Raw genomic sequence first — 25,648 nt, 5'->3', positions numbered from 1 at the left:
CAGAATCTGCGTGGCCGTCTCATAATCCTTCTGCTGGATTCTGAGACCCGCCGCCGCCAGGGCCGTCCATGCGTGCCGCGGCTGGCGCTGGTGATAATACTCCAGAGAAGCCTGGGCCCTGGAATGATCGTTTTATGTGCATCTTCAGCGCATCCAAGGCCTGCACATAATGCCAGTTGTCATGCCAGGGCGCCCAAAACAAGGGCGCCACGCAGCCAAGAAGCATTCCGCACAGCCCTGCCAGCGCCACCTTCCTAAATTTCCGTCCGCTCGCGGCGAAACCGCACAGCATTCCTGCCACCAAACCGCCCACATGCGCGAAGTTGGCCACGGGCATGCTGCGCCTGTGCGTCAGCCAAAAACACAGCACCAGCCATCCCAGCAAAAGCGCGATCGTGTTTGAGTCGAGGACACGGCGAAAAACAGGACGGCGGCCGCGCTCCACCAGCATGTAGCCAAACAAACCATAAAGCATGCCGGACATCCCGGCTCCTGTCTGCGCCGAGACAGCAAATTCAGCAAGGCTGCCGAACAACGTCGTCACAAGAATCAGAGCGGCATATTGGGGCCGGGACACCTCCTGTTCCAGCACCCGCCCCAGGCGCCACACCCAGTAGCAGTTGAACGCCAGATGCAGGAAATCCACATGCAGAAACAACGAGGTGAACAGGCTCCAGAGCTTCTCGCCATGCCAGAATTCGAAATCTGTCGCATACAACCAGCGGCTGACCTCCCCGGGAAAGGCTTTCCACAGCCACGTGCAGGCCACGCTGAGCACCAGCAAGGCCAGGGTGATCGACGGAAACACCTTCGCCTGAACAACCGTTTCCTGGCTTCCTGGTTGTTCAATGGCCTCCATGTCTCAGACCTGGGTGAGGGTGCAGATTACTCCACTGGCAGCCAGCGCGCGCCATCCACCACCACGTAGCCATCCGCGCCTTCGTTGGAGATGGTGATGGCGGTGTCGTTGTCGCATTCGTATTCGCCGAGATCGATCCAAAACACGCCTTCGCCGGCCTTGGGTGCTTTCAGGTTCACCTTCAGCTTCTTCACCCCGCCGGCGTACTGCACCTCCACCGGCGCGTTGCTGGCGCGGTTGTTGTTCGGCGGGGAGGCCAGCATGACGCGGTATTTGCCCGGCTTCGTGAGCTTGGGCTCAAAGCGCAGGCTGCACTTGCCGTTCTTCGTGTTGCTGTCGTGGCGGTAGCCGTCGCCGATGAAGGCCTTCGCCGAACTGCTTTCATGCCAGTCGCCCGTCACCTTCGCGTCCATGTCATCCATTACGATGCCCTTGATGGTTTTCGGGTCCACGCCGCGCATCGTCGTCGGTCCGTCATAGTGCAGGATCTGGCCGTCTTTGAGGATCTGCTCCTTCAGCTTCTCATACGGCACGCTCTGCACCGGAATGCCGGCATCAATCGCCAGCACCGCGGCCGTCGCCGCGCTCTGCCCCAGGATCATGAACACCGGCTCCATGCGGATGCTTCCATACGCAATATGGCTGGCGGACATCGCCACCGGCACCAGCAGGTTGCTCCCCTGCCCTTTCTTGGGAATCAGAGAGCCGTAGGCGATCTCATACGGCCCCTTCGTGCTCACGCCGATGTCCCCTTCATTCTGCACATACCCTTCGGGCGTGATGTACCGCTGCACGTTGTGCGAGTCGATGCCGTAGCTCCCCATGCCCACGCTGTCCGGCGTGGCGCGCTTTTTCAGCAGCTCGTTTTCGGTCATCACATAGCTCCCGATCATGCGGCGCGCCTCGCGGATGTAGAGCTGGTGGCTCCAGTTGCCGTTGTCGGTGAATTCATCCTTCGGCAGGCCCCAGGTCTGCAGTTCCTCCTGCACCTTCTTCGGCACGCGCGGATCATTTGCCACGAACCACATCAGCCCCTGCTGGTACAGGCGGTGCTCGGCGATGATCTCCTTCCGCTTCTCATAGCTGGCCTCGGGGTAGTCGTAATTGTAGCCGATGTTGTCAAAGCTGAACGGTCCGTGGTTGTTCGTGTCCGTCTTGTGGTTCGGGATCGGGTCAAACTTTTCAAAGAACTCGCCCCAGCCCGTGTTCAGCACGCGCAGCAAAATTTCATACTGGTTCGCGTCATACCCCTCCGGCTTTGGAAACGGAATGCGGTTGCTCGGGTCGTTCGTGTAGCAGGAGCGGAAGCAGTAGGCCTGCACCCGCTTGTCTCCAGCGCCGTACTCGCCCGGAGACTCCGTGCTCACGCGCGGCAGCACGCCGCTCTTCGGATCTCCCGGCACTTTGTAGGGGCTGATCTTTTCCTTCACCGCGCCAAAGTGATGGCGGTGATGCAGCACGCCCACCTGGACACCGTTCCACTTTTCGTCATAAACGCTCTGCGCCTCGCGGCCCACGTGGTAGTCCACGCCCGCCGCCGCCATCAGATCGCCCTCATAGGTGGCGTCGATGAACATCTTCCCCGCATACGTCTTGCCGCTCAGCGTGGTGATGGAGGTGATCTTGTCGCCGCTCTTCTTCACGCCCTTGGCGCGGTCCAGCCACTCATCGCGCACCACTTCCAGGCCGAACTCCTTCACATAATCTTCAAACACCTGCTCCGCCACATGCGGCTCAAAGATCCACATCGTGCGGTTCTCGCCATCCACCGCGGGCGTGCCCTGCCCCTTGCCGCCGTATTCAGACTTCTTCTGCTGCACCCACGCAGACTCCTTCTCGTAGTGCTGCCACACACGATGGTAAAAATCACGGGACAGCCCGCCGATCACCGCCTTGTTGCCCGTGTCCGTGAAACCCAGCCCGCCGCTGCTCAGGCCGCCGAGGTGCTTGTCGGGCGAGACAACGATGACGGACTTGCCCATCTTCTTCGCCTGCACGGCGGCGATGACAGCGGAGCAGGTGCCGCCATAAACGACGACATCGTGGTCCGCCGCGCGAAGGGCCGGGCTGGACACAAGGAGGGTGGCAATGAGAGCGCGCAGTTTCATGGCTGGATTCTTTGGGGAGGGAGCTGGTTGAGCCGGGGCGCTTCCATCGCTGCATGAAAGGAATCGGCAAACGGAATGTTTAAACGCCATGCTCCGACCCACCTCTCTCGCCCTCCTTTTTTCGGTTTCGGCTTTTGCGCAAAACCTGCTGCCGCAGACCTACGCCCTCCGACAGGAGGGCCGCCAGTCAGACTTTCCTTCCATGTGTGTGGATGCCGGCGGGACACCGCATGTGGCGTACATTCAGTGGGATGCGGCACAGGACACCCTGCACGTCGCGAAGCTCAATGACGGCGCCCTGAGCGATGTTCTCACCATCGGCCAGCCCGGCATCATCCACCAGCCCGCCCTCGCGGCAGATGGCACCGGCACCCTCCACGTGGTGTGGTCGCAGGTGAATGACAAGGACGTCATGGAGCTTCGCGGCGCACGCCTGCGCGATGGCAAAGTACAGGGAGACATCGCCACCCTTGCCACTTCAACCAACGGCGGCAATGCCTTCGCCAAATCCGCCACGGATTCCGCGGGCAATGTGTGGCTCGTCTGGCAAAGCATGCGCGGCACCTTGGGAGACATCTTCTGCCGTGTGTTCGATGCCAAAAAAGGCGCGTGGTCCGATGAAATCCAGGTCACCCAAGAACCCAGCGGCGAGTGGGAACCCTGCATCGCATTCGATCCCAAAGGCGGCGCCTGGATCTGCCACGACTCCTCACGCGGCAATGAATTCAACATCTACGCCACGCACCTGGATGCAGACCTCAAGGTGGGGGAAACCAAGCAGCTCATCGCCACCAGCCGCTATGAGGGCCGCGTGAACGCCGTCACGGCGCAGGATGGCAAGGGCGTCTGGCTCGCCTGCGAGCGTGGCAATGAGCAGTGGGGCCTGGACATGCGCGCCCACGGCGGCCAGGTGGGGCTGAATGGCCGCCGCGATCTCGTCATCGCCTACTGGGACCTCGCTTCTGGCAAAGTGGAGGAACTTCCCGGCCCCGATGCCCTGCTGAAGGAGCTCCCCGCCCCCAAAGGTGCTGCCGCAGCCAATGCCCCGCGCGCCAACAACCCCAAAGCCAGGGCCAAGGCCGAACAACGCGCCAAGGCCCAGGCCGCGCAGGCAAAGGCCAAGGGCAAGCCCGCCCCGAATGAAATCGGCGCGGTGAATCTGCCCCACCTCATGCTGGATGCCGCGGGCCGCCCCTGGCTCACCGTGCGCTACTTCAAAAACTTCTGCTGGCAGATCGCGCTCACACGCTATGACGCCGCCACGAAGCAGTGGACCCGGCCCTTCCTCGTCCCCGACAGTGTCTATACCCAGGACCGCCAGAGCACGCACGCGCTCGGCAAAGACGGCAGCCTCTGGCTCGCCTGGTCCACCGACCTGCGCACCACCAAGCTGCAACTGACCACCGGCGTACACCTCGCGAAAATCGACACCACCGCAGAGCTGCCGCTCGTCACCGCACCCGTGGTGAAACCGCGCGAGCCCTTTGCCGAGTACATCAATGCTCCCACGCCCGAGCGCGACCGCAACGAACGCCACACCTGGACGCACAACGGCGTCACCTACAAGCTCTTCTGGGGCGATTACCACCGGCACACCGACATCTCCAACTGCGTCACCGCCAACGACGGCTGCGTGCTGGAGCAGTACCGCTACGCCTGGGACATGGGCAAGCTCGACACCCTGGGCCTCAGCGACCACACGGACATCGCCAAGATTTATCATCCCTATGAGTGGTGGCTGAACCAGAAGATGACCGAGATCTTCTACTCCCCCGGGTTCTTCATGAGCATGTACGCCTACGAGCGCGAGCAGAAGTGGCCGCTGGGCCACCGCAATGTCATCTTCGCCCAGCGCGGCGGCCCCATCGTGTACATCGAGCGCAAGAACTACCTCGCCTCCCCCTGGCAGAAGACCTTCCCCGTGAAAACCGAAGGCCCCGCCGAGCTGCACCCCACCGAGCTGTGGGACGTCCTCGTGCGCTACGGCAAGCCCGTCACCGCCATCAGCCACACCGGCGCCACCAGCATGGGCACCGACTGGGACCAGATGCCGCCCGTGGACCACCGCATCGAAAACGTCATCGAGATTTATCAGGGCGCGCGCGTCAGCTACGAAGGCCTCAATGCTCCCCAGCCCACCGTTGGCATGCGCAAAGGCCAGCCCTACAATCACGCTTCGACCGTGGTTGGCACCCCCGTCGTCGGCGAGCCCATCCGCAGCTTCACCGAGAAAAACAACGGCCTGTATCAGCACGCTTTGGAGCTGGGCCACAAGCTGGGCGTCTGGGCGGACAGCGACCACATCTCCACCCACACTAGCTACGGCGGCGTCTATGTGAAGGACTTCACCCGCGAAGGCATCATCGAAGGCATCCAGGCCCGCCGTACCATCGCTGCCACGGATAAAATCTTTGTGGAGTTCTCCTGCAACGACCACCTCCTCGGCACCGAGATCGCCCTGAGCGGCAAGCCCGTCCTCAAGTTCAGCGTCAATGGCACCGCCCAGATCACCCGCGTCACTCTCGTTCGCAATGAGAAGAACTACCAGCAGTGGGAGGTCGAAGCCAAAACCTTCGAGCAGACCTACACCGACGACGCCCCGCTCTCCGGCGAAAACCGCTACTACCTCCGCGTTGAGCAAAACGACGGCAACATGGCCTGGTCCTCCCCCGTGTGGGTGCAGGTGAAGTAGCCACCGGATCGGCACCTCTAAACTTAACAATCGATGGCTCTTCAATCCTCCGGGCCAGCAGCACCGTGGGCATCAATGATTGACGATCGATGAATCATCGATTGTGGTGTGTCGAAGTCCCAGCCCACTGGCTACTGGCCACCGGCTACTGCCACCCACCGCCCAGCGCCTTCAGCATCGCCACGGTGGTAAACAGCCTCTGCCCTTCCACCTGCGCGGCCAGAAGCTTTGCATTGAGCACTGTGCGGTTGGCATCCACCACTTCAAAATAGCTCGCCAGGCCCTTTTGGTAGCGCAGTTCCGCCAGCCGCTGGGTTTCCTGCGCCGCGGAGATCGCCGCATCCAGTGACGCCGCCTGCTTTGCATAGGCCTTCGCATCGATCATGCTGTCCTCCACTTCCTGCAGCGCCACCAGAATTGCCTGCCTGTAGCTGGCCAGCGTGTCATCGTAGCTCGCCCTCGCCGCCTTCAGGTTGGCCTTCAGCCTTCCGCCCTGGAAAAAGGGCAGCGTCATGCTCGGCCCGATGGTCATCACCCGGCTGCGTTGATCATAAAAATGCATGGTCCCAATGCTCTCCAGCCCCCCGGTCCCGTTGATGGCAAACGCCGGATAAAACGATGCCTGAGAAGCTCCGATCTTCGCATTGGCCTCGCGCATCTTCTGCTCCGCCGCGCGGATGTCAGGCCTGCGCTGCAGCAGTGTGGACGGCATGCCGCCCGGCACTTTCGGCGGCCGCGGCAGCGCGGAAGATTTGGCAACGTGGAAATTGGAGGGGATCTCTCCGCAGATCACCGCCAGCGCATTTTCAGCATTGCCGCGCTGGCGCTCCAGGGCGGCCAGGTCATTGCGTGCCAGCTCCAGCTCCGTCTTTGCGCGCGCCACATCCATCTCATTGGCCAGGCCGCCTTTGAACCGGGACTCCTGCAGCTTCAGCGCCTCCTCACGCCACGTCTGCGTGCTCATCACCACGTCCATCTGCCGGTCCAGCGAATGGGTCAGGAAATACAGCCGCGCCACTTCCGCCGCCAGCGTCAGCCGCCGCGCGGAGAGCGTTTCCATCGTGGCAAACTGCGAGGCCTTGGACGCCTCCACATTGCGCCTCACCCGTCCCCAGAAGTCGATCTCCCAGCCCAGCTCCAGCAGGTTCTGGTAGCGCCGGCGCTGCAGTTTCGGCAGCGTGACACCGGCAGGCAGGTTTGCACCGAAGGCGCTCTGAGAAAGGCGCTCATACTGCATCGCATCCCGCATGTCGAGCTGCGGGAACCAGTCCGCCTGCTGCACCCCCACCAGCGCGCGCGCCGTCTCCACGCGCGCCAGAGCGCCGCGCAGCTCCTGGTTGTTCGCCATCGCCCGCTCCTCCAGGCGGTTCAGCTCCGCGGAGCCAAACAGCTTCCACCATTCGCCCGGCACAGGAATGTCCGCCGTGCTCGCGCTGCCGCCGTTCTTCCACTTGGAGGGCATCAGCACCTCCGGCAGTTTGAAGTTGGGCCCGACGCTGCAGGAGGCACACATCAGTGTGGTCGTGAGGCAGAGAAGTCTGAAGTCGTTCATGCGCGCGCATTCATGCGGCGGAACCATTGTTGTGCAACCAACAACACGCCCTCCCGCGTAATGTTCGTCACCACCCCGCCGGGTGGTTTTTGTGCGTGCCGTGCCGCCGCCTTTTTGGCGAAGGTTTCCACGCCGCGCCGACGTTGAAGTGCGCACCATGCGCCTCCTCCTGCTCTGCTGCCTCGCCCTGACCTCCCTCGCCTCCGCCGCTGACAAGCCGCTGAACATCCTCTTTCTCTTTGCCGACGACTGGGGCCGCTATGCCAGCATCTATGCGGAGCACGAGAAATTCCCCTCGCCAAACCAGGTCGTCAAAACGCCGAACATCGACCGCATCGCCCGCGAAGGCGCGCTCTTCAGCCGCGCGTATGTGAATGCGCCGAGCTGCACGCCCTGCCGCAGCGCGCTGCTCTCCGGGCGCTACTTTTTTAACTGCGGACGCGCCGCCATCCTCAATGGCGCGGTGTGGGATCCGGCCATCCCCAGCTATCCCCTCCTGCTCAAAGACCAGGGCTACCAGCTCGGAAAATCTTTCAAGGTCTGGGGCCCGGGGGAGCCGGCAGACGCTCCCTATGGCGGTCAGCAGTTCGCGTACCAGAAAAGCGGCGGGCGCTGCAATCAGTTCTCCGAGGAAGTCACCAAGATGGTCGCCAATGGCGTGCCGCTCGAAGCTGCGAAGCAGCAGATCTACGATGAGGTCCGCGGCAATTTTGACAGCTTCCTCGCCGCACGCCCGAAAGGAAAACCCTTCGCCTTCTGGCATGGCCCCACGAATGTACACCGCAAATGGATCAAAGGCAGCGGCCAGGCCCTCTGGGGCATCAACCCGGAGGACCTCCAAGGCAAACTGCCCAAGCACCTGCCGGACGTGCCTGAATTTCACGAGGACTTCGCCAGCTACCTCGGCGAGATCCAGGCCTTCGATGCCCAGGTCGGCGTCATCATCAAACGCCTCGAGGAAGAGGGCGAGTACGACAACACCGTCATCGTCATCAGCGGTGACCACGGTGCCCCCGGCTTCCCCGGCGGCAAGTGCAATCTCTACGACTTCGGCGTGAACGTCACCCTCGCCATCCGCTGGCCCGGACAGCCCGGCGAGCGCTACATCGAGGACTTCGTCAATCTCATGGACCTCGCCCCCACCTTCATGGAAATCGGCGGAGCCAAAATCCCAGAAGGCGTGAACGGCAAAAGCCTCGTCAGCCTCCTGAAGTCCGGCAAGTCCGGCCGCATCGAAAAAGACCGCGACTACGTCATCACCGGTCGCGAGCGCCACGTCTCCATCGCCCGCGAAGGCAATCTGCCCTACCCCCAGCGCGCCCTGCGCAAGGAGGGCTTCCTCTACATCCGCAACTTCAAGCCCGACCGCATGCCCATGGGCGACTACAAAACCCTCACCGACACCTTCACGCCCTCGGAGAGCGACATGGAAAATGAAACCTACGTCGCCTTCCCGGACATGGACGCCTCCCCCGCCAAAGCCTGGCTCATCCAGCACCGCAATGACTCCCAGTACAAATGGTACTTCGACTACGCCTTCGCCAAGCGTCCCGAAGAAGAACTCTACGACATCACCAAAGACCCCAACTCCACGATCAACGTCGCCAGCGAACCCGCCTACGCCGAAATCAAAAACAAAATGGCCGCCGAGCTCATGGAAAAACTCAAAGCCGTAGGCGACCCCCGCGTCACCGCCGACCCCGTCCCCTTCGAAAACCCACCCTTCACCCAGGACACCAAATCCGGCCAGCAAGGCAAAGGCAAGAAGGGCAAAGGCAAGGCGAAGTGAGGGAGTGCGACAGCTCTTTCTTCTTCGCTTCCAGTTTCCCCTCCCATGCGCTCTCGGAATGGAAACGAAGGTGGAAACTGACATGCTTACGCGAACGCGGAGCGTCTTGGAGTTCGGTGGGAAGCGTCGCCACACCGCTTTGGCAGGCCCGCTGGCCATGCAAAACACACGGCTGCTCGACAGCCCTCCGCCGGCCGGACGGCGGACTGACGACGGAGTCCACGCGATACCCAGCGAAAGACGGCACGCTTGTGCGTTTCAAGGATGAGGGTGACGTTGGTCAGGAAGCATCCCTGCATCGGCCGCAATTACCTTGATTTGCGCACGTCATGCTTGATCCTCAGACGGCAAAACGCAGATTCTCCTTGGATCAAATGACCCGCAAGTCTCACAAGACACCGGCCCCAACCACTGTTGGAGATACGCTTGCAAGTCCTGCCAAAGGCCAGCAGTGCGCCAGTTCCTTGCCAGGTTAATTACAAAACATCGTGACGAAGCTCTATTTCATGGATCGGGAGTTCAGCGGCCATTGCTGGGCTGTGAGTGACATGCTCGAGGACGCTGAGTTCTGTAAATCGCTCATCTTTGAGGACTCATGGTATTTTCTTCATTATCGCTTCTTCGGAAGGGACTGCGTGTGCAGCGAGACATCTGCGGCACTGCAAACGCATCTCTACAACCTGGCTGCGGTACTCTACCGAGACTTTGAGAAGCTGGCAGGAGACGATCATTCACGTGCCGAAAAAATTCAGACCATCGTGACTGAGCTGGTGGAAATCGCCGAGTACAGCTCCTTATTCCCAGTCTGCTTGTGGGCTTACGGCGATGAAACGACGCGTGAATTTCTGACCGAGTGGCTGGCCCCACTGCCGAGTCCTGAGCAGATGGCTCACGTCCTCAAGCTGCCTCACATGACTCAGCATGAGCTGGAGCGGATCCCTTATCGTTACAGCCAGCCCAAGGCCTCATTGAAACGTTACAGAAACGAGTTGGCAGATTTCAACCGTCGTCGCAAGCTGGCCGCCAAGAACGATCAAAGAACAAAACCCACGGCATGACTCAGGCGCGGCAACAACCATCCAAGCCGAATAAGTGATCCAGGCACTCATGCCTGCATTATTCCCCTTCCTGCTGCTCCTCCCAAAACCTCCTCAGCTCCCTTAGCTGCTTCTTGTCCGGCTTCGCCACCATCTCGTGCTCCCGCGGCTGGATCAGCTCCCGCTCCCGCCGCAGTTCACTCGCCTTCTGAATCCACTCCAGCGGCGTCAGATTCTCACAAAACTCCGCCACCTTCGGCGGCCCCAGCCGTTGCGCAGAAAAGCCGGTCACACGCACGCGCAGCCGCAGGTCCCCGCGCACCACCTCCAGCGTGTCCCCCGCCTTCAGATCTCGCGACGCCTTCACCGGCTGCCCGTCGATCGTCACATTCCCCTTCGCGCAGGCCTGCGTCGCCAGCGACCGCGTCTTGAACACCCGCACATGATGCAGCCATTTGTCAGCACGCTGGCTCATGCGGCAGGCTTGCTGTAAGTGCGCTCGCCAAAGATCGCACTCCCCACGCGCACCATCGTCGCGCCTTCTTCAACGGCGATCTCAAAGTCGTGGCTCATGCCCATGCTCAGCAGCGGCAGCGGCGCACCGCCGCGCTGCTCCAGTTCTTCGCGCAGCTCACGCAGTTGCACAAAATACGGCCGGCTCTTCTCCGCCTCCTCATCAAACGGCGGAATGCACATCAGCCCCTGAATCTCCAGCCGCTTCAGCGCACGCAGCGCCTCCAGATTCGCGCGCACCTCCTCCACACCAAAGCCGTGCTTGCTGCCCTCCTCCGCCAGGTTCACCTCCAGATACACCTTCGCCATCAGCCCCAGCTCCCCCGCGATGCGGTCCACATCCCGCGCCAGATCCAGCGAGTCCACGCTGTGGATCGCCCGCACATGCGGCAGCACCTTGCGCACCTTGTTGGACTGCAGATGCCCGATGAGATGCCACTGCACCTCCGCCGGTAGCTGCGGAGCCTTCAGCAAAATCTCCTGCACCTTGTTCTCACCAAAAAGCAGCTGCCCCGCATCCATCGCCTCACGGATCGCCTCCACCGGAAACGTCTTGGACACCGCCAGCAGCTCCACCGAGGCGGGATCACGACCACAGCGCTGGGCTGCGGCGGCAATGCGGTCGCGGATGGCTTGCAGGCGGTCGGAGAGGCGGTTCATGTCTTGGCAAAGAGAAACGGAAGATGCGCTGCGCGCGCAACGTATTTTCGCGCTCCACCATCCAATCTCCATGCAATCCCGCCGCCACTTCATCCGCCAGTCCGCCGCCACGCTCTTCGCCGCCCCCTGGGTCACCACCGGCATCCGCGCCGCGTCTCCGAACGGCAAGCTGCGCCACGCCGCCTTTGGCGCCTCCGGCATGAGCATGGCGGACATGAGCGCCATGTCCAACCACCCCATGTGGGAGCTCGTCGCCGTGTGCGATGTGGACACCCGCAATTTCCCCAGGGCCCAGGCCAAGTGGCCCAACATCAAGGTCTATCAGGACTGGCGCGATCTTCTCGAAAAAGAGGCTGACAACATCGACAGCGTCAACGTCTCCACCCCCGACCACATGCACGGCAGCATCGGCCTCGCCGCCATCGCCAAGGGCAAGCACATCTACGGCCAGAAGCCCCTCGCCCACAATCTCTGGGAATGCCGCCAGATGGTGGAGCGCGCCCGCGCCAAGGGCGTGATGTCGCAGATGGGCATCCAGATTTCCTCCGCCTTCACCGAGCGCCATGCCGTGGCCCTCATCCAGATGGGCGCCATCGGCAAAGTGAAAGAAGCCCACACCTTCTCCAACAAGAAGTGGGGGGATCTGGAACCCCGCCCTGCCAAAAGCGACCCCATCCCTGAAGGCTTCAACTGGGACAAATGGCTCGGCGTGGCCTCCGAGCGCAGCTACATCCAGGGCTACGATCATCCCGGCAACTGGCGCAGACGCCGCGACTTCGGCACCGGCACTCTCGGAGACATGGGCTGCCACATGTTCAGCGGCTGGTTCCGTTCCCTCGATCTCGCCGCGCCCATCTCCGTGAAGTCCAGCGGCCCCGTGCCAAACAAGGACAACTGGGCCATCAATGCCGTGGTCGAGTACACCTTCAAGGGCACCCAGTACACCGCTGGAGACACCATCAAAGTCACCTGGACCGATGGCGATGCCCGCCCGCCAGCGGAGGTCATGGCGCTCGCCGGAGACGTCGCCAAATTCCCCGGCCAGGGCACCATCTATCTCGGCACTGAAGGCGTCCTTCTCTCCCCGCACGGCTCCACGCCGCTGCTGTATCCCCGCGAGAAGTTTGCCAAATTCGGCGCCTACCCCAAGCTCGAACCCCGCGACCACTGGGCCGACTTCATCGACTGCTGCCTCAAGGGAGATAAAAAGCCCTCCGCCAACTTCGACTACGCCGGCCCGCTCACGGAAGCCGTTCTCCTCGGCTGCCTCGCCAGCGCCTTCCCCAATGAGAACCTCACCTGGGACGCCCCCGGGCTGAAGATCCCGAACAACGCGGAAGCCGACAAAATGGTGCGGCGCGACTACCGCAAAGGCTGGGAGCTCGTCTAAAGCACCGCGCTACGTTGCAGCCCTCACATGGCAGGGCGGGTGTGGCGACAGCCCGCCCGCCCACGAGCGTGTGCCAGGCGCAATGGCGTACAAATGCGCTCAATGTCGGGCGGTTTGGCGAAGACGACCATGAAGCATCAAAAAGTTCGCGGCGCGGCGCAACTGGGCAGCTTCAGGGCTGCGTCTCCTTCAGCCCGCGCGCCTTGTCGATGAGCTGCAGGAACTCGCCGCGATAGCCCAGCTTGTCGGTTCCTTTTCCATCGATGGCCAGTCGGCGCACGGTTTCCCAGCCCAGCGTGCCTTTGTAGGCGGAGTCACGCAGCAGCAGGCCGAAGCCCGCCACGGCGGCGCTGAATTTGAATTCGTCGCTGCTCGCGGTCAGCGTCTTGCCTTCGTCCTTGATCGGCACGGCGATGAGCTTGCTCAGGTCGCTGTCCGGCTCCTTGTAGCGCAGCTTCACGGTCATCGTCTCCCCGCTCTTCGCCGCCTCCGCGAGCTGCGCGGGCGTGATGGCCGGGGCCTGGTACTTCAACTGATCCACCGCCGGGCGCGGCTCGCTGCCCGGGGGCAGGCTGGCGGGCACGATCTCATACAGCGCCACCACGCTGTGCCCCGCGCCGATCTCCCCGGCATCCTTCGTGTCATCATTGAAGTCCTCCTTCGCCAGCAGGCGGTTTTCATAGCCGATCAGCCGGTAGCTGCGCACCGCAGCAGGATTGAACTCCACCTGGATCTTCACGTCTTTGGCGATGGTGTCCAGCGTGCCGCTCATCTGCTCCACCAGCACCTTGCGCGCCTCGCTCAGGCTGTCGATGTAGGCGTAGTTTCCGTTCCCCTTGTCCGCCAGGGTTTCCATCGTGCGGTCCTTCAGGTTCCCGCTGCCAAAGCCCAGCACGCTGAGAAACACGCCCGTCTTCGCCTTGTGCTTGATCAGCTTTTCCAGCTCCTCCGGCGAGCTCACGCCCACATTGAAGTCGCCGTCCGTGCACAGGATCACGCGGTTCACGCCGCCTTTGATGAAGCCCGCCACCGCCTGCTCATAGGCCAGCTTGATCCCCGCGCTGCCGTGCGTGCTGCCGCCCGCCTGCAGCCGGTTGATCGCCGCCAGAATCTCCCCCTTCTTCTCGCCGCTGGTGGGCGGCAGCACCACGCCGCTGCTTCCGGCGTACACCACCATCGTCACATGGTCCCCTTCCCCGAGCTGCTCCGTGAGCATGCGCAGGGACTGCTGCACCAGCGGCAGCTTTGCCGGTTCATTCATCGAGCCGGACACATCCACCAGGAAGACGAGGTTGCTCGCCTTGCGGTTCTTGTCCATCTCACGTCCTTTGATCGCGATGCGCGCCAGGCGGTGCACCGGCTGCCACGGGCACGGCGCCATTTCGATCCGCACCGCAAACGGCTCCTTCGCCTCATGCGCCGGTCCTTCCTCCGCCGTGGGGAAGTAATTGATCAGCTCCTCAATTCGCACCGCATCCGGCGGCGGGATCATGTTCTGGTTCAAAAAGCGCCGCACATTCGCATACGAGGCCGTGTCCACATCGATCGACAGCGTGGACAGCGGCTCCCGCATCACCTCCTTCATCTCGTTTTCAATGATGCGCGTGTAGGACTCCCCGCCCACCGCAGCGGCTTTGCGAACGTCCTTGCTCTCATCCACAACCACAGCCCTTGAGGCTCCCATGTAACCCCGCACGCCGTTCGAAGCATCTCCAAAGTAATAGGCATCTGCCTTCCCGTCCTTCACTATAAGGGTAGAGTCGTAGCTGTTGAACTCCGCAGGCGTGCCCGCCGGTGCCGCAGCAGCAGCCGGCACGGGATTCATCACCGGCGGCGTGGCGGGTGCCGCTGGCACGGCGGCGATCGTGTTTGCAGTCACCGAGCCACGGGGGGGCGTCGTCGCGGCGGCCTCCGTTTTGATCGCGGACGCTGTGGTGCCAAAGGTTAATCCCGTTGAGGACTGCGGGGGGGCCACTGGTGCTGCGGTGGTAAGCGTCCCCGCGAAAGTCGTCGTAGCGGGCGCGGCAGGGGTGAAGGCGGTGGTCGTACCGCTCACGTCCAGCGCCCTCCCTCCAGCGATAACCAATGCCGCAGGCTTCCCCGTCGAAGGTGCTGGGTTGAGGGTCGCGGTGCTCACAACGACCGTACCCGCACCTGCAGTGACCGTAGTGCTCGCGATATAACCCCCGGTGCCCTCGATATACGCACCGGCACTTCCCGCCAAGGGGGAGGACGGGCCGTTGGTCTTCCGAAGAGACTCGATTTCTTGGATCTCCTTGCCTCCAAGACTGCCCATGTTGCGGTAGAAAGAACTGCCAAAACTCGTGGTGTCCGCCGTCAAATTCGTCTGCGCCGCATCCGCCGGCACCGTGGCGCTCAGAATCCCGCCCGCTGCCACAAGACCGGGGGTTTGATCTGAGCGCAGCACGGACGTCCGGGCTTCATTCATGGTCCGCCCGCCATTGACGACCACCCCGCCCGAGTAAGTGTTGGTGAAGGTGCCTGTGGTAGTGGGGCCCGTGGCTGTGGAGGATGATGCCGTGGAACTCGTGGCCGCCAGACTGTCCATTGGCACAGGCTCGCGTAAGCCAGCGCCCCGCCAGACATAATTGGAGTCGTAGCCGACGGAGGCCGTGATTCCGAGATCATCAAAGCTCGAAGAGGAGGTCCCGCCTGCCGCAGCGGACGCGGGCGCGCCAGATCCCGCGCTTACCTTGCCCCCCAGAACCAGAAAGCCATCAAACTCCGTCACCTCCGGGGACAAGCCTGAGGCCGCAGTGGCCCAGCCGCCCAAAATCCCGGGGCTGACCGTCTGCCCCACGCTGGACGCCGCCAGAACCGCAGGCGAACTCACCTTCACATCCGCCACGTTCCCCAGCAGAAACTCCCGCGTCACCGGCACCACCGCCTTCGTCCCGGACTTCGTTGTCACCGCCAGCCCTTGCGTGGAGTTCACCGGCCGCCCGGCCTGCGCCAGCGCCCCTTTCACGAGCGTCCCCTCCCACGGCAGTTCCTCTGCGGACATGCCGCCGATCTTGGACTCACCCACAAAATAGAAGCTCGGCACCGTGGCGAAGGAAAGGGTGCCTGGAGAGGTTTCTCCTGCAAAAGGCGAGCATCGTGAGATGCCCCCCCTATATCCAACGGGCTCATAGAGGGCGTCCCAAGCGAACACCATGCCTCCGCGACCCAACAACACACCGTATAGCAGATGCGTCCGCAGCAGTAAGATCAGATTCACAGACGCGCCTTTCTGAAGAACGACGCTTCCAGTGCTGCTCTCAGCGACTTTGCGAACCAAGTTCAGCGAGACGCTACCATCGGCCCACCCGGCATCAGAATACGATCTCCCCGCTAAAGGCTGCGGGTCGCCGATGTCCAGCCCCTGCTGATAATCCGCCAGCGCGTTTTCCTTGATGATCTCTCCGGAGGTGAGGGTCAGATTGGAAAACGCGGGATACCTCGGAGGCAAGGCATAGCTGCTTCCGTTCCCAACCGCCAGCATCCCAGAAAAGTCGCCGCCAGCCATTCCGGCCGCTGGTGGTGAAACAAGCCCCCATACGATGCCGGAAGGACCGCTATTGAAATGGGTCACCGTTGCCCACGCTCTCAACCTGTCCACCACAATCTCGATCCGCACCGGGGGATTGATGAAGCCATCAATCCGCGCCAGTTGGCGAGCTGCGCGGGCGTCATCGTCCAGGTTGATCGGAATGTCCTGGTCCCAGGGTTGCGGAACTGGCATCAGTGTCGAGATCGCGGCCACGGTGCCCGCGTTGTTGACGACGTAGCCATTGGGTCGATCCCAGCCCCCAGCAAAAAGGATGCCGGGCGCAGTCGTTCCCAGGGTCGGAAGCGGGGCCGCAGCCACCCCCTGCGGCACGGGTGCCGAGGCAGGAGCCGGAACCGGAGTCAGAGCACCAGTGGCCACCGCCACAGACACCGGTGCGGCAGGGGCAGCAGGCTTGGTCGCTGGCACGGGCGCGGCAGCCGCAGCGGGCACGGGCGCAGCCGCAGCCGGGGGCACAGCCACCTGTTCCATCTTGCTGCCGGAGTTCAGTGCATAGGTGTTTTGGTCCTGCATCCGCTTCAGCTTCTCCACATCGCCAGGCGTCATGGGGTTCTGGCCTTTCTTCAAAGCCAGCGCGGGTGGGGCGCTCGCCGGGCTGGGCGCGGGCGCGGCTGCAGGTGCCGGGGCGGGCACCCCGGTCCTCGGTTTGGTGGCCTGGGACTCCATTTTATCCAGCGTCTTCTTGGTGGCCTCCGCCATCAGCCGCGCCTCCGGCCCCTGCCCCGGCTTCTTCTTCGGCTCCGGCTTCGGAGCCAGGCGCACCTTGATCCCCGGCTTCTCCTGCACCGCCGCCACGGCAGTCTCCGTTTTCTTCCCGGAGAAGGCGTGCCACGTCCAAAACCCGCCCAGCACCGCGCACGCCGCCAGGGAAAGACGCACGATGACGCCAAAGCGCCACCGCGTTTCCCGTGGTGCAGGCGTCCCGCCTGCACGAGACGAAGAAGCCGGAGGCTGCTGCTGCTTCGCCGCTGCTGCCGCCGCCGGCCCGCCGGCCGCATGCTCCACCAGCCGCGCGCGCTGCTTGTCCGTCAGCGCCAGGGAGTCATCTCGCAGCTCGCTCAGCAGAAAGTCGCAGAAGGCTTTGGTTTCATCCGCCTTCTGTTTGTCCTGGGGATTCTCCAGCAGCGCCGCCTCCATCTGCTGGCGTTCTTCGGCGCTGGCTTCATCCAGAGCCCAGGCGGTGATATGTTCCGGTTTCATGATCTCAGAAAAAGGGTTGGGGGGGTGGGGTCGTTCGGGTCGGGTGGGTTTCAGGCCAGCGCGTGTTTCAGTTTCACCGTCGCGGGCGGCTGCTCATGGGCCTGCCATTTCGTTTTCAGGGCTGCCACGCCGTGGTGGATCAGGTAGCCCACGTTGCCGATGCTCGTCTGCATCGCCGCGCTGATCTGCTGGTAGTCCAGCCCCGCGATGAACTTCAGCCGCACGGCCTCGCGCTGCCTCACCGGCAGCGTTTCTATCAGCTCGCGCAGCGCGGTGGCGGTCTCGCGTTTTTCCATCGCCTCATTTGGCGCGGGGTCCGCGGAGGTTTCCTGATCAAGAGTTTCGGTTTCCATAACGACGAGGCGTTGATGTTTGCGTTGATGGTCCAGGGCACGGTTTCGGCACACGGTGAAGAGCCACGGGGCCAGCCTCTCCTGATCCAGGGTGGGCAGGTGCTGGCTGAGCTTCACAAACACGTCCTGCACGATGTCCCGCGCGTCTTCCAGGTCGCCCGTGTAACCGTGCGCGTAGCGGATGAGGGGCCGCTCGTAGCGCTGCAGAGTTTCGAGGAAGAGATCGTGCGAATCGCTCATGTGGGTGTGTTCGGCGGGCATCACGCCTCAGCCGCCCCCATCTTGGGAGAAATTTTCACCGATGGCGAGAATGATCGTAAAAAGCCCCCGCAGAGCGCCAGAGATAGGCCCAATAGGTCCTATACAACGTATTATAAGACCTATCCGAGCCGCCCCAAAGCCAAAATCCGGGCCCCGCCCCCGGCCCTACCTCACCTTCCCGGCGATCTCCCGAAACACCTTCGAAGACGCGGATTTCTCCGGTGCCTCCAGCGCGATCGGGTGCCCCTCGTCGCCGCATTCGCGCACATGCATCTCGATGGGGATCTGCCCCAGCAGCGGCACGCCCAGGCGTTTCGCCTCATGCTCCCCGCCGCCTTTGCCAAAGATGTGGTACACCTGCCCGTCGCTGGGGCAGAGGAAGTAGCTCATATTTTCAATGATGCCCAGGATCGGCACATTCACCTTCTGAAACATGCCCACCGCCTTGCGCGCGTCGATCAGCGCCACCTCCTGCGGCGTGGTGACGATCACCGCGCCATCCAGCGAGACGGTCTGCACGATCGTGAGCTGGATGTCCCCCGTACCCGGCGGCAGGTCCAGCACCAGCACGTCCAGATCATCCCACGCCACCTGCCGCAGAAACTGCTGGGTGTATCGTGTTGCAATGGGTCCGCGCACGATCACCGGCGAGTTGTCATCCAGCAGGAAGCCCATGGAGATGAGCTGAATCCCATACTTCTCAATCGGCACGATCTGCTGCTCATCATTCTGGTACGGCCGCTCGTCCGTGCCAAACATGTGCGCGATGCTGGGGCCGTACAAATCGCAGTCGCACAGGCCCACGCGCAGGCCGCTCTGCCCCAGCGCCACCGCCAGGTTGGAGGCCACCGTGCTCTTCCCCACGCCCCCTTTGCCAGAGGCCACCGCGATGATTTTCTTCACGCCGGGGATGCTGCTCTTCCCCAGCTTGTCAGACGCCGTCGCCCCGGCGCCAGGCGGGTCCTTGATGTCAAAGTTCAGCTTCACCTCGCCGATGCCCGCCACCTTCTTCAGCACCTCCGTCGCCTGCTCATGGATCAGCCGCGGAATGTTCGGATCCCGCGTGGCCACCGAGATGTCGATGGTTACATTCTTCCCCTCAATAAAAATCCCCTTCACCAGCCCAAACGACAGAATGTCACGGCTGAAACCAGGGTAGCGGACGTTGCCAAGGGCGTTGCGGATGTCTTGTTCGGTAAGCATGGGGTTGGGGGATACGCCTGACGTAGCGCGATGAGCCAGCTTTGCAAACAATCGGGCATCCCAAAAATCGCGCCCGCCTCCTTATCCTCCTCTTCCTCCTCCTCTTACTCTTCCTCTCTGAATGCGCCTCTTCGTTTGTAGTTCGGGCTTCAGCCCGTTCCGGAAGCCCCGCACCGCCCACCGCCCACCGCCAACTCCATCACTCCCCACCCCAAAAAAAAGAACGCCGCCTGTCTCCAGGCGGCGTCCGTGGGATTCAATGCTCAGCAGCCGGATCAGGGCTTCGGCACTTCCGAGATCGTCTTCAGAATACGGGAGGCGATCTGGTAAGGATTGCCCTGGCTGTTCGGACGGCGGTCTTCCAGGTAGCCCTTCCAGCCGTTCTTCTTGAAGCTGTGCGGCACGCGGATGGACGCACCACGGTCGGCGATGCCCCAGGAGAACTTGTCGATGCTCTGCGTTTCGTGCAGGCCGGTAAGGCGCATGTGATTGTCCGGACCATACACCGCGATGTGCTCGGCGCAGTTCTTGTCAAACTGGGCCATGAGGGCGAGGAAGTAGGGCTCGCCGCCGGTTTCACGCATGTACTTCGTGGAGAAGTTGGCGTGCATGCCGGAGCCGTTCCAGTCCGTGGCGCCCAGCGGCTTGCAGTGGTACTCCACGTCCACGCAGTACTTTTCGCACAGGCGGTTCAGGATGTAGCGGGCCACCCACACCTGGTCGGCGCAGGTCTTGGAGCCCTTGCCGAAGATCTGGAACTCCCACTGGCCTTTCGCCACTTCGGCGTTGATGCCTTCGTGGTTGATGCCGGCGTCAAGGCACAGGTCCAGGTGCTCTTCCACGATCTGGCGGGCGATGTCGCCCACGTTCTTGTAGCCCACGCCCGTGTAGTAGGGGCCCTGCGGCGCAGGGTAGCCGTTTTCGGGGAAGCCCAGCGGGCGCCCGTCCTGATAGAGGAAATACTCCTGCTCAAAGCCAAACCAGGCGTCGGAGTCGTCCAGGATCGTCGCACGGTCGTTGGAGGCATGCGGGGTGCCGTCAGCGTTGTAAACTTCGCACATGACCAGCACGCCGTTCTTGCGGCTGCTGTCTGGATACACGGCCACAGGCTTCAGCACGCAGTCAGAGCTGCCGCCGGGGGCCTGTTGCGTGGAAGAACCGTCAAAGCCCCAGTCGGGCAGCTCTTCCAGCTTGGGGAAGCTGGCGAAGTCCTTGAGCTGGGTCTTGCTGCGGAGGTTGCGGACCGGCTGATAACCGTCCAGCCAGATGTATTCGAGTTTGTATTTGGCCATGGTTGAATGTGTGGATTGAGTCTTGCCTGAGCCTTCGGAAACCTTTCCTCCAGCCGCAGCACGCGTCGAAAGGAGCACGTCCCATGCCACGCGCGAGGTCTTTTTTCAGTTTTTTACTCCCTCCCAGCCCGGCCACCCCTCCCATCCCCTCCGCAAACCCATCCCCCCCCGCCGGAAAACAACCCGTAAACCACCGTCCACAACCGTAAACCATCGTAAACTCCCCCCCTCCCCCCTTGCGCATCCGCCCTCCCCCACGGATGTTTCCCACCCCTCCAAAAACCCCGCCATGAACGAAGCCAAAAACACCGCCCGCGCCATCGTGCACATCGGCTATGACGGCAAGGTGTACAAACAGTTCAAGGGGCACAACGCCCAGGAGCGCTTCGCCAACGAGGTCCACGTCCTCAAGGTTCTCGAGGAGCGCGGCTGCGGCTACGTCCCCCGCCTGCTGGAGTCCGACCCCGCCGCCCTCAAGATCGTCACCACCAACTGCGGCTCCATCGTCACCCACATCAGCGAAAAACGCGTCAAGGAGCTCTTCGACGAGCTCGAGCGCGACTACGGCGTCCGCCATGAGGACGCCTTCGCCCGCAACATCACCTACCGTGCGACCGACGGCAGGTTCTGCCTCATCGATTTCGAGCTCGCAACCATCCTAGACGAGCCGCCGAAGCCTGCTGCATGAGCGACATCCACCCCTCCCAACCACCGCCACCCGCCCACATCCGCTGGTCCGGCATGACCCACCCCGGCCGCGTGCGGCAGAACAACGAGGACACCTTCCTCTGCCTCACCTTTAACGCCCATGAGGTCCGCTATCTGGGCAAACTCGGAGACGCCACCCTCGACGCCGGCGACTTCGTCTTTGCCGTGAGCGATGGCATGGGCGGCGCGAAGTCCGGCGAGTTCGCCAGCAAGATCGCCGCTGAAAAAATCACCCAGCTCCTGCCCAAAAGCTTCAAGCAGTCCGCCCAGCACATCGCCATCGGTCATGAGGACATCCTCCAGGAGCTCTTCAGCCGGATCCACGCGGAGCTCCTCAAGCTGGGCCGCTACTATGACGAATGCCGCGGCATGGGCGCCACCCTCAGCCTCGGCTGGTTCACCCCCGGCTGGCTCCACTTTGCCCACATCGGAGACAGCCGCATCTACTACCTGCCCAAAGGCGGCTCCATGAAGCAGCTCACCCATGACCACAGCTACGTCGGCTGGCTCCAGCGCAAAGGGGAGATCAATGAGCGCCAGGCCCGCACCCACCCGCGCAAAAGCGTCCTCATGCAGGTCCTCGGCGCCGGACGCCAGTTCCTGGAGCCCCACGTCGGCTCCGTCGGCTGCGAGCCCGGCGACCGCTTCCTCTTCTGCACCGACGGCGTCATCGACGGCATCTGGGACCACCGCCTCGCCGACATGCTCGCCAAAGACGATGCCAAGACCATCGTCGAACACGCCGTCACCGAATCCGGCCGCGACAACGCCAGCGCCGTCGTCGTCGAAGTCACCTGATCCTGCCCCCCTCCCCACCCTCCTTTCGACCACCATCTAATACCACCTAATGGTATAATAATCTCCCACCCCCATCCCCTCAAAAACCGAGAACCGAGAACCGAGAACCGAGAACCGAGAACCGAGAACCGAGAACCGGGAACCGGGAACCGAGAACCGCCCACCGCCAAATCCACCCACCCATCCCCAACCCACGCACAGCATCCCGTGGAAGACAGCGCCATGTTTCATCACCATCCAACCATGAAACACCACGATCCCGTCTCCCGCCTCATGTCCCGTCAGGTCATCACCGCCCACCACGGCGACCCCATCTCCAAAGTGCGCGGCCTGATGCGTGAGCACGGCGTCCATCACATCCCCGTGGTCAATGGCGACCAGCTCATCGGCATCGTTTCCTGGAGCGACATCCTCCGCGTCAGCTTCGGCGATGCCTTCCACACCGACGAGCGCACCGTGGACGCCACCCTCGACCACACCCTCACCCTGGAAGAGGTCATGCAGCGTGATCCCGTCACCCTCCCGGAAACCGCCACCGTCCGTGACGCCGCCGAACTCCTCGCCACGGGCCGCTTCCACGCCGTCCCTGTCGTCTCCGGCACCAAGCTCGTCGGCATGGTCACCTCCACCGACATCAGCAAATACCTCCTCGCCCAATTCTAACTGACCACACGCGCCGGTGCCCCCTTCTCACGCGCCAGCGTCTCCGGACTGCGGCGCGTCAGCGCCGCTCTCGCACGTCTCTCAGCCCCCACACCACCCCTCGCCCTCTCCCACCGCCAACCGAGAACAGCCAACCGAGAACTGAGAACAGCCACCCCAGAACTCCTTTGCCCCCCACCAAATGCTGCGATACTCTCGCCGCAGCATGCCCACGCTCCGGAGTTTCTCATTCGCCGCCACCCTTCTCCTCCTTCCCGCCGCCCTCCCCGCAGCCGGCCTGGAAGACTCGGCTGAGTACACCTCCGCGCGCCAGGCCCTCGCAGACGGCATCCCCGGCGTCGCCGCGGTAAAGGCCGAGCGCCTGCTCAAGCGCAAGGGCTGGACCCGTGTGGAGACGCGCACCCTCGCCACCTTTGCCGCAGAAGCCTGGACCCGCGCCGCCGAAGGCCCCCGCGTCCTCGCCCTCGCGGACACTTACGATCTCGATGACGAAACCTTCTGGCGGGGCCAGGCGCTCGCCCTCACCGGAGACCTCGCAGGCGCGCGCCGCGTGCTCGAGCACGAGCCCCCCGCGCAGGAGCACCCGCGCTGCCGCCTCCTCCTTGCACAGGTCCTCTCCTCCCTCGGCGAAAATGCCGGGGCCCGCCGCGTCCTTTCTCCCCTGCTCCAGGGGGGTGATGCCACCCTGCAAACCCACGCCCGCCTCCTCCAGAGCGAGATCGACATCAATGAGCACAAGCCCGCCACCGGCCTCTCCACCACAGCCCAGGATGTCGCCACCCTCTTCCTTCGCGCCCGCGCCCTGCTCCACAGCGGGCAGCTCCAGCCCGCTCAGCAGTTGCTTCAGTCCGTCCTCTCCTCTCCCCAGGGTGGCGAGCGCATGCACCATGCCGCGCAGCTCCTCCAGGTGGAGGCCCTGCTTCTAGGTCATCAGCCCGTCCAGGCGCAGGAGCAGCTCCTGCAGTTTCTAGACACCACTCCAGACAGCCGCCTCTGGCCGGAGGCCTTTGACCTCCTCAACCGCGTGCACCAGGAAATCCCCGCCCCCGCCTCCCTCTCAGAAGGCGTGCTGCGCTGGATCTCCGTGGGCAATACCGCCCAGCAGCAGCCAGATCCCCCGCCCGCCCTCGCCGCCGCCACCGCGGAGTTTCGCGGCCATGCCATCTACCTCACCGCCCAGTGGCTCGCCGCGCAGAAGCGCGGGGAGGAGGCCGTCAGCCTCCTGGAGGTCCTCATTCAGCTCTACCCTTCCCACTCCCGCCGCAGCGATGCCATGCAGCTCGCCATGGAGCTCCACGCCTCCCTCCACCATGACGAGCGCGTGCTCACTCTCGCAGACGCCTGGCGCCAGCAGTTTCAGGGCTCCTCCGTCCCCCTGGACTTCGCCGTCGGCGGCATCCTCTTCCGCCGTGGGGAGGCGCGGCAGTCCCTGCAGATGTTTCAAAACGCCGCCAGCATCGCCACCACCCTCACAGACCGCCGCCGCGCCCTCTTCAATGCCGCCGTGGCCGCCATCTCCGCCAGCGACTTCTCCCTCTACCACACCCTCCTCGGCCAGCTCGAGCTCATCACCAATGCCGCCGCCACCGGCCCGGAGGCCGCCGACTCCGCCGCCACGCTGGAGCTCGAAAAAGCCCTCTTCCTAGCCGCCGGTCGCAAGCCGGAGGCAGAGGCCGCCCTCCGCGCCTTCATCCGCACCTATCCCTCCCACCCCCGCTTTGCAGATGCCTGCATCGCCCTCACAGAGTGGTTCCTCCTCGCCACCCCGCCCCGCATCCAGGACGCCCGCACCGCCCTGGACAATGCCACCACCACTGCCAGGCCTCCCACCACCGCGCAGCAGCAGCGCATCCAGTACACCCGCCTCTGGCTCGCAGATGCCGCCGGCGATCTCAAGTCCCTCCTCGCCACCGGCGCGGACTTCATCAAGACCTGGCCCAAAAGCCCCCTCCTGCCGGATGTCCACATGAAGATCGCCAGCGCCTACTACCGCACCGAGGACTTCGCCAATGCCCGCACCGAATTCGAGATCATCGCCCGCGACTACCCCGACACCGAGAACGCAGACACCGCCCTCTACTTCGCCGCCATGTCCGCCACCTCCGTCATGAGCCCCGAAGGCCGCGCCCGCGCCGTGGAAATCTGGGAGGAGCTCGCGCAAAAGAAAAGCCCCCTCGCCGTCGCCGCACGCCGCCAGCAGGCCCTCTCAGAGCGCCTCCAGGGCAACCACGCCGCCGCCCTCGCCGTGCTCGACAAAGTCCTCGCCATGAAGTCGCTCGACCCCGAGCAGCGCCTCAGCACCCTGTGCGACAAAGCCGAAATCCTCCTCCTCCTCGGCAAAACCGAGCCCGCGCGCCTCGACGCCGCCGCGGATCTCCTCGACGAACTCCTCAAGGACCGCTCCCTCCCCTTCATGTGGAAAGCCCGCGCCGGCTTCACCCTCGCCTCCGTCCATCACGACGCCAAACGCGACACCGAAGCCCTCGAAGCCTGCTACAACGTCCTCCGCGCCGCGGACATGACCCCGCCCGCCAGCCCCGCCGACTACATCTGGTTTTCCAAGGCCGGCTTCTTTGGCGTCGATCTCCTCGAAGCCTCCCGCCAGTGGGAGGCCGCCGCCCGGCTCGCCGAGCAGATCGCCCAGCGCCCCGGCGACCGCGCCACCGAAGCCCGCGACCGCGCCACCAAGATCCGCCTCGAACACTTCCTCTGGGACGGCCCCGCCCCCACCCCGCCCAAAGTCCTCAAACTCGACGACACCCCCGAGCCCAAGTCCTCCCCCAAGAGTACGAAAAAGAAGGCGAAGTAAGGCTCTGATTTCAGGCACGGCATTGAGCGTGCGGAACCTTTCGGCAGGAATAGGGCCAGCTTGCACCAGGCCGTCCATGGCAATCCATGCACATATTTAATACTTTATATTAGTCGGTCACACGCACCGCATCGAATAAAAGATTGTCTTTTCGCCATGAAATCACTAAAACGAAAATTATATCCCTCTA

18 protein-coding genes are annotated in these 25,648 nt (G+C 63.2%); 8 read left to right on the top strand and 10 right to left on the bottom strand.

The annotated features are described in order from the left end of the window. Positions 1–19: 19 nt before the first annotated feature. Positions 20–859 (bottom strand): rhomboid family intramembrane serine protease, encoded by an 840-nt coding sequence (locus tag ACILSQ_RS15525; RefSeq protein ID WP_395744565.1) that lies wholly within the window; start codon positions 857–859, stop codon positions 20–22. Positions 860–885: 26 nt separating this feature from the next. Beyond that, positions 886–2,967: an FAD-dependent oxidoreductase gene (locus tag ACILSQ_RS15520; RefSeq protein WP_395744564.1), complete on the bottom strand. Its 2,082-nt coding sequence runs from the start codon at positions 2,965–2,967 to the stop codon at positions 886–888. Positions 2,968–3,055: 88 nt separating this feature from the next. On the opposite strand from ACILSQ_RS15520, the gene ACILSQ_RS15515 reads away from it, so the two are divergent. Next, complete coding sequence (locus tag ACILSQ_RS15515) at positions 3,056–5,659, top strand: hypothetical protein (RefSeq protein ID WP_395744563.1); 2,604 nt, start codon at positions 3,056–3,058, stop codon at positions 5,657–5,659. Positions 5,660–5,804: 145 nt separating this feature from the next. Here the strand turns inward: ACILSQ_RS15515 and ACILSQ_RS15510 are convergent, their stop codons facing one another. Continuing rightward, positions 5,805–7,211 (bottom strand): efflux transporter outer membrane subunit, encoded by a 1,407-nt coding sequence (locus tag ACILSQ_RS15510; RefSeq protein ID WP_395744562.1) that lies wholly within the window; start codon positions 7,209–7,211, stop codon positions 5,805–5,807. Further along, positions 7,208–7,342, bottom strand: a complete 135-nt coding sequence (locus ACILSQ_RS15505) for a hypothetical protein (protein ID WP_395744561.1) — start codon at positions 7,340–7,342, stop codon at positions 7,208–7,210. Before ACILSQ_RS15505 ends, ACILSQ_RS15510 begins: the two co-directional genes overlap by 4 nt. A 26-nt stretch (positions 7,343–7,368) precedes the next feature. Here ACILSQ_RS15505 and ACILSQ_RS15500 point away from each other — a divergent pair, with 26 nt between their 5' ends. Together ACILSQ_RS15500 and ACILSQ_RS15495 are read left to right on the top strand one after the other, a co-directional pair. Next, complete coding sequence (locus ACILSQ_RS15500) at positions 7,369–9,000, top strand: sulfatase (RefSeq protein ID WP_395744560.1); 1,632 nt, start codon at positions 7,369–7,371, stop codon at positions 8,998–9,000. Between the two features lie 488 nt (positions 9,001–9,488). Then, on the top strand, positions 9,489–10,058 hold the full coding sequence (locus ACILSQ_RS15495) for a hypothetical protein (protein ID WP_395744559.1): 570 nt from the start codon (positions 9,489–9,491) through the stop codon (positions 10,056–10,058). A gap of 58 nt (positions 10,059–10,116) precedes the next feature. Here ACILSQ_RS15495 and ACILSQ_RS15490 read toward each other — a convergent pair whose 3' ends face one another. Beyond that, on the bottom strand, positions 10,117–10,512 hold the full coding sequence (locus tag ACILSQ_RS15490; protein WP_395744558.1) for an RNA-binding S4 domain-containing protein: 396 nt from the start codon (positions 10,510–10,512) through the stop codon (positions 10,117–10,119). Continuing rightward, positions 10,509–11,210, bottom strand: coding sequence for a YggS family pyridoxal phosphate-dependent enzyme (locus ACILSQ_RS15485; RefSeq protein WP_395744557.1), 702 nt, complete (start codon positions 11,208–11,210; stop codon positions 10,509–10,511). Before ACILSQ_RS15485 ends, ACILSQ_RS15490 begins: the two co-directional genes overlap by 4 nt. A 70-nt stretch (positions 11,211–11,280) precedes the next feature. Between ACILSQ_RS15485 and ACILSQ_RS15480 the strand changes: the two genes are divergently transcribed. Beyond that, on the top strand, positions 11,281–12,600 hold the full coding sequence (locus tag ACILSQ_RS15480) for a Gfo/Idh/MocA family protein (protein ID WP_395744556.1): 1,320 nt from the start codon (positions 11,281–11,283) through the stop codon (positions 12,598–12,600). A 172-nt stretch (positions 12,601–12,772) separates the two neighbouring features. Here ACILSQ_RS15480 and ACILSQ_RS15475 read toward each other — a convergent pair whose 3' ends face one another. The 4 genes from ACILSQ_RS15475 to ACILSQ_RS15460 all read right to left on the bottom strand — a co-directional run bounded on the left by ACILSQ_RS15475 (position 12,773) and on the right by ACILSQ_RS15460 (position 20,480). Next, positions 12,773–17,371 carry a von Willebrand factor type A domain-containing protein gene (locus ACILSQ_RS15475; RefSeq protein ID WP_395744555.1) on the bottom strand — a complete coding sequence of 1,533 codons (4,599 nt, stop codon included), beginning with the start codon at positions 17,369–17,371 and terminating at the stop codon, positions 12,773–12,775. A 50-nt stretch (positions 17,372–17,421) separates the two neighbouring features. Continuing rightward, positions 17,422–17,964 carry an RNA polymerase sigma factor gene (locus ACILSQ_RS15470; RefSeq protein WP_395744554.1) on the bottom strand — a complete coding sequence of 181 codons (543 nt, stop codon included), beginning with the start codon at positions 17,962–17,964 and terminating at the stop codon, positions 17,422–17,424. Positions 17,965–18,150: 186 nt separating this feature from the next. Then, a complete protein-coding gene (locus ACILSQ_RS15465) occupies positions 18,151–19,188 on the bottom strand; it encodes a P-loop NTPase (protein WP_395744553.1) in 1,038 nt (345 codons plus the stop codon). 275 nt (positions 19,189–19,463) lie between these two features. Then, a complete protein-coding gene (locus ACILSQ_RS15460) occupies positions 19,464–20,480 on the bottom strand; it encodes a glutamine synthetase beta-grasp domain-containing protein (RefSeq protein ID WP_395744552.1) in 1,017 nt (338 codons plus the stop codon). A 289-nt stretch (positions 20,481–20,769) separates the two neighbouring features. On the opposite strand from ACILSQ_RS15460, the gene ACILSQ_RS15455 reads away from it, so the two are divergent. The 4 genes from ACILSQ_RS15455 to ACILSQ_RS15440 all read left to right on the top strand — a co-directional run bounded on the left by ACILSQ_RS15455 (position 20,770) and on the right by ACILSQ_RS15440 (position 25,458). Then, positions 20,770–21,168, top strand: coding sequence for a serine/threonine protein phosphatase (locus ACILSQ_RS15455; protein WP_395744551.1), 399 nt, complete (start codon positions 20,770–20,772; stop codon positions 21,166–21,168). Then, complete coding sequence (locus tag ACILSQ_RS15450; RefSeq protein WP_395744550.1) at positions 21,165–21,986, top strand: PP2C family protein-serine/threonine phosphatase; 822 nt, start codon at positions 21,165–21,167, stop codon at positions 21,984–21,986. The genes ACILSQ_RS15455 and ACILSQ_RS15450 overlap by 4 nt, the downstream gene beginning before the upstream one ends. 243 nt (positions 21,987–22,229) lie before the next feature. After that, the gene (locus ACILSQ_RS15445; protein WP_395744549.1) at positions 22,230–22,649 is read left to right on the top strand and encodes a CBS domain-containing protein; all 420 of its coding nucleotides are present in this window, start codon (positions 22,230–22,232) and stop codon (positions 22,647–22,649) included. A 205-nt stretch (positions 22,650–22,854) separates the two neighbouring features. Beyond that, entirely contained in the window at positions 22,855–25,458 is a 2,604-nt protein-coding gene (locus ACILSQ_RS15440) for a tol-pal system YbgF family protein (RefSeq protein ID WP_395744548.1), read from the top strand. The last annotated feature ends 190 nt before the right edge of the window (positions 25,459–25,648 follow it).

This window comes from Prosthecobacter sp. (assembly GCF_044227185.1).
Classification (GTDB): domain Bacteria; phylum Verrucomicrobiota; class Verrucomicrobiia; order Verrucomicrobiales; family Verrucomicrobiaceae; genus Prosthecobacter.
Note: the sequence above shows the minus strand (reverse complement) of the source record. Positions and strands in the feature narration are given on the sequence as shown.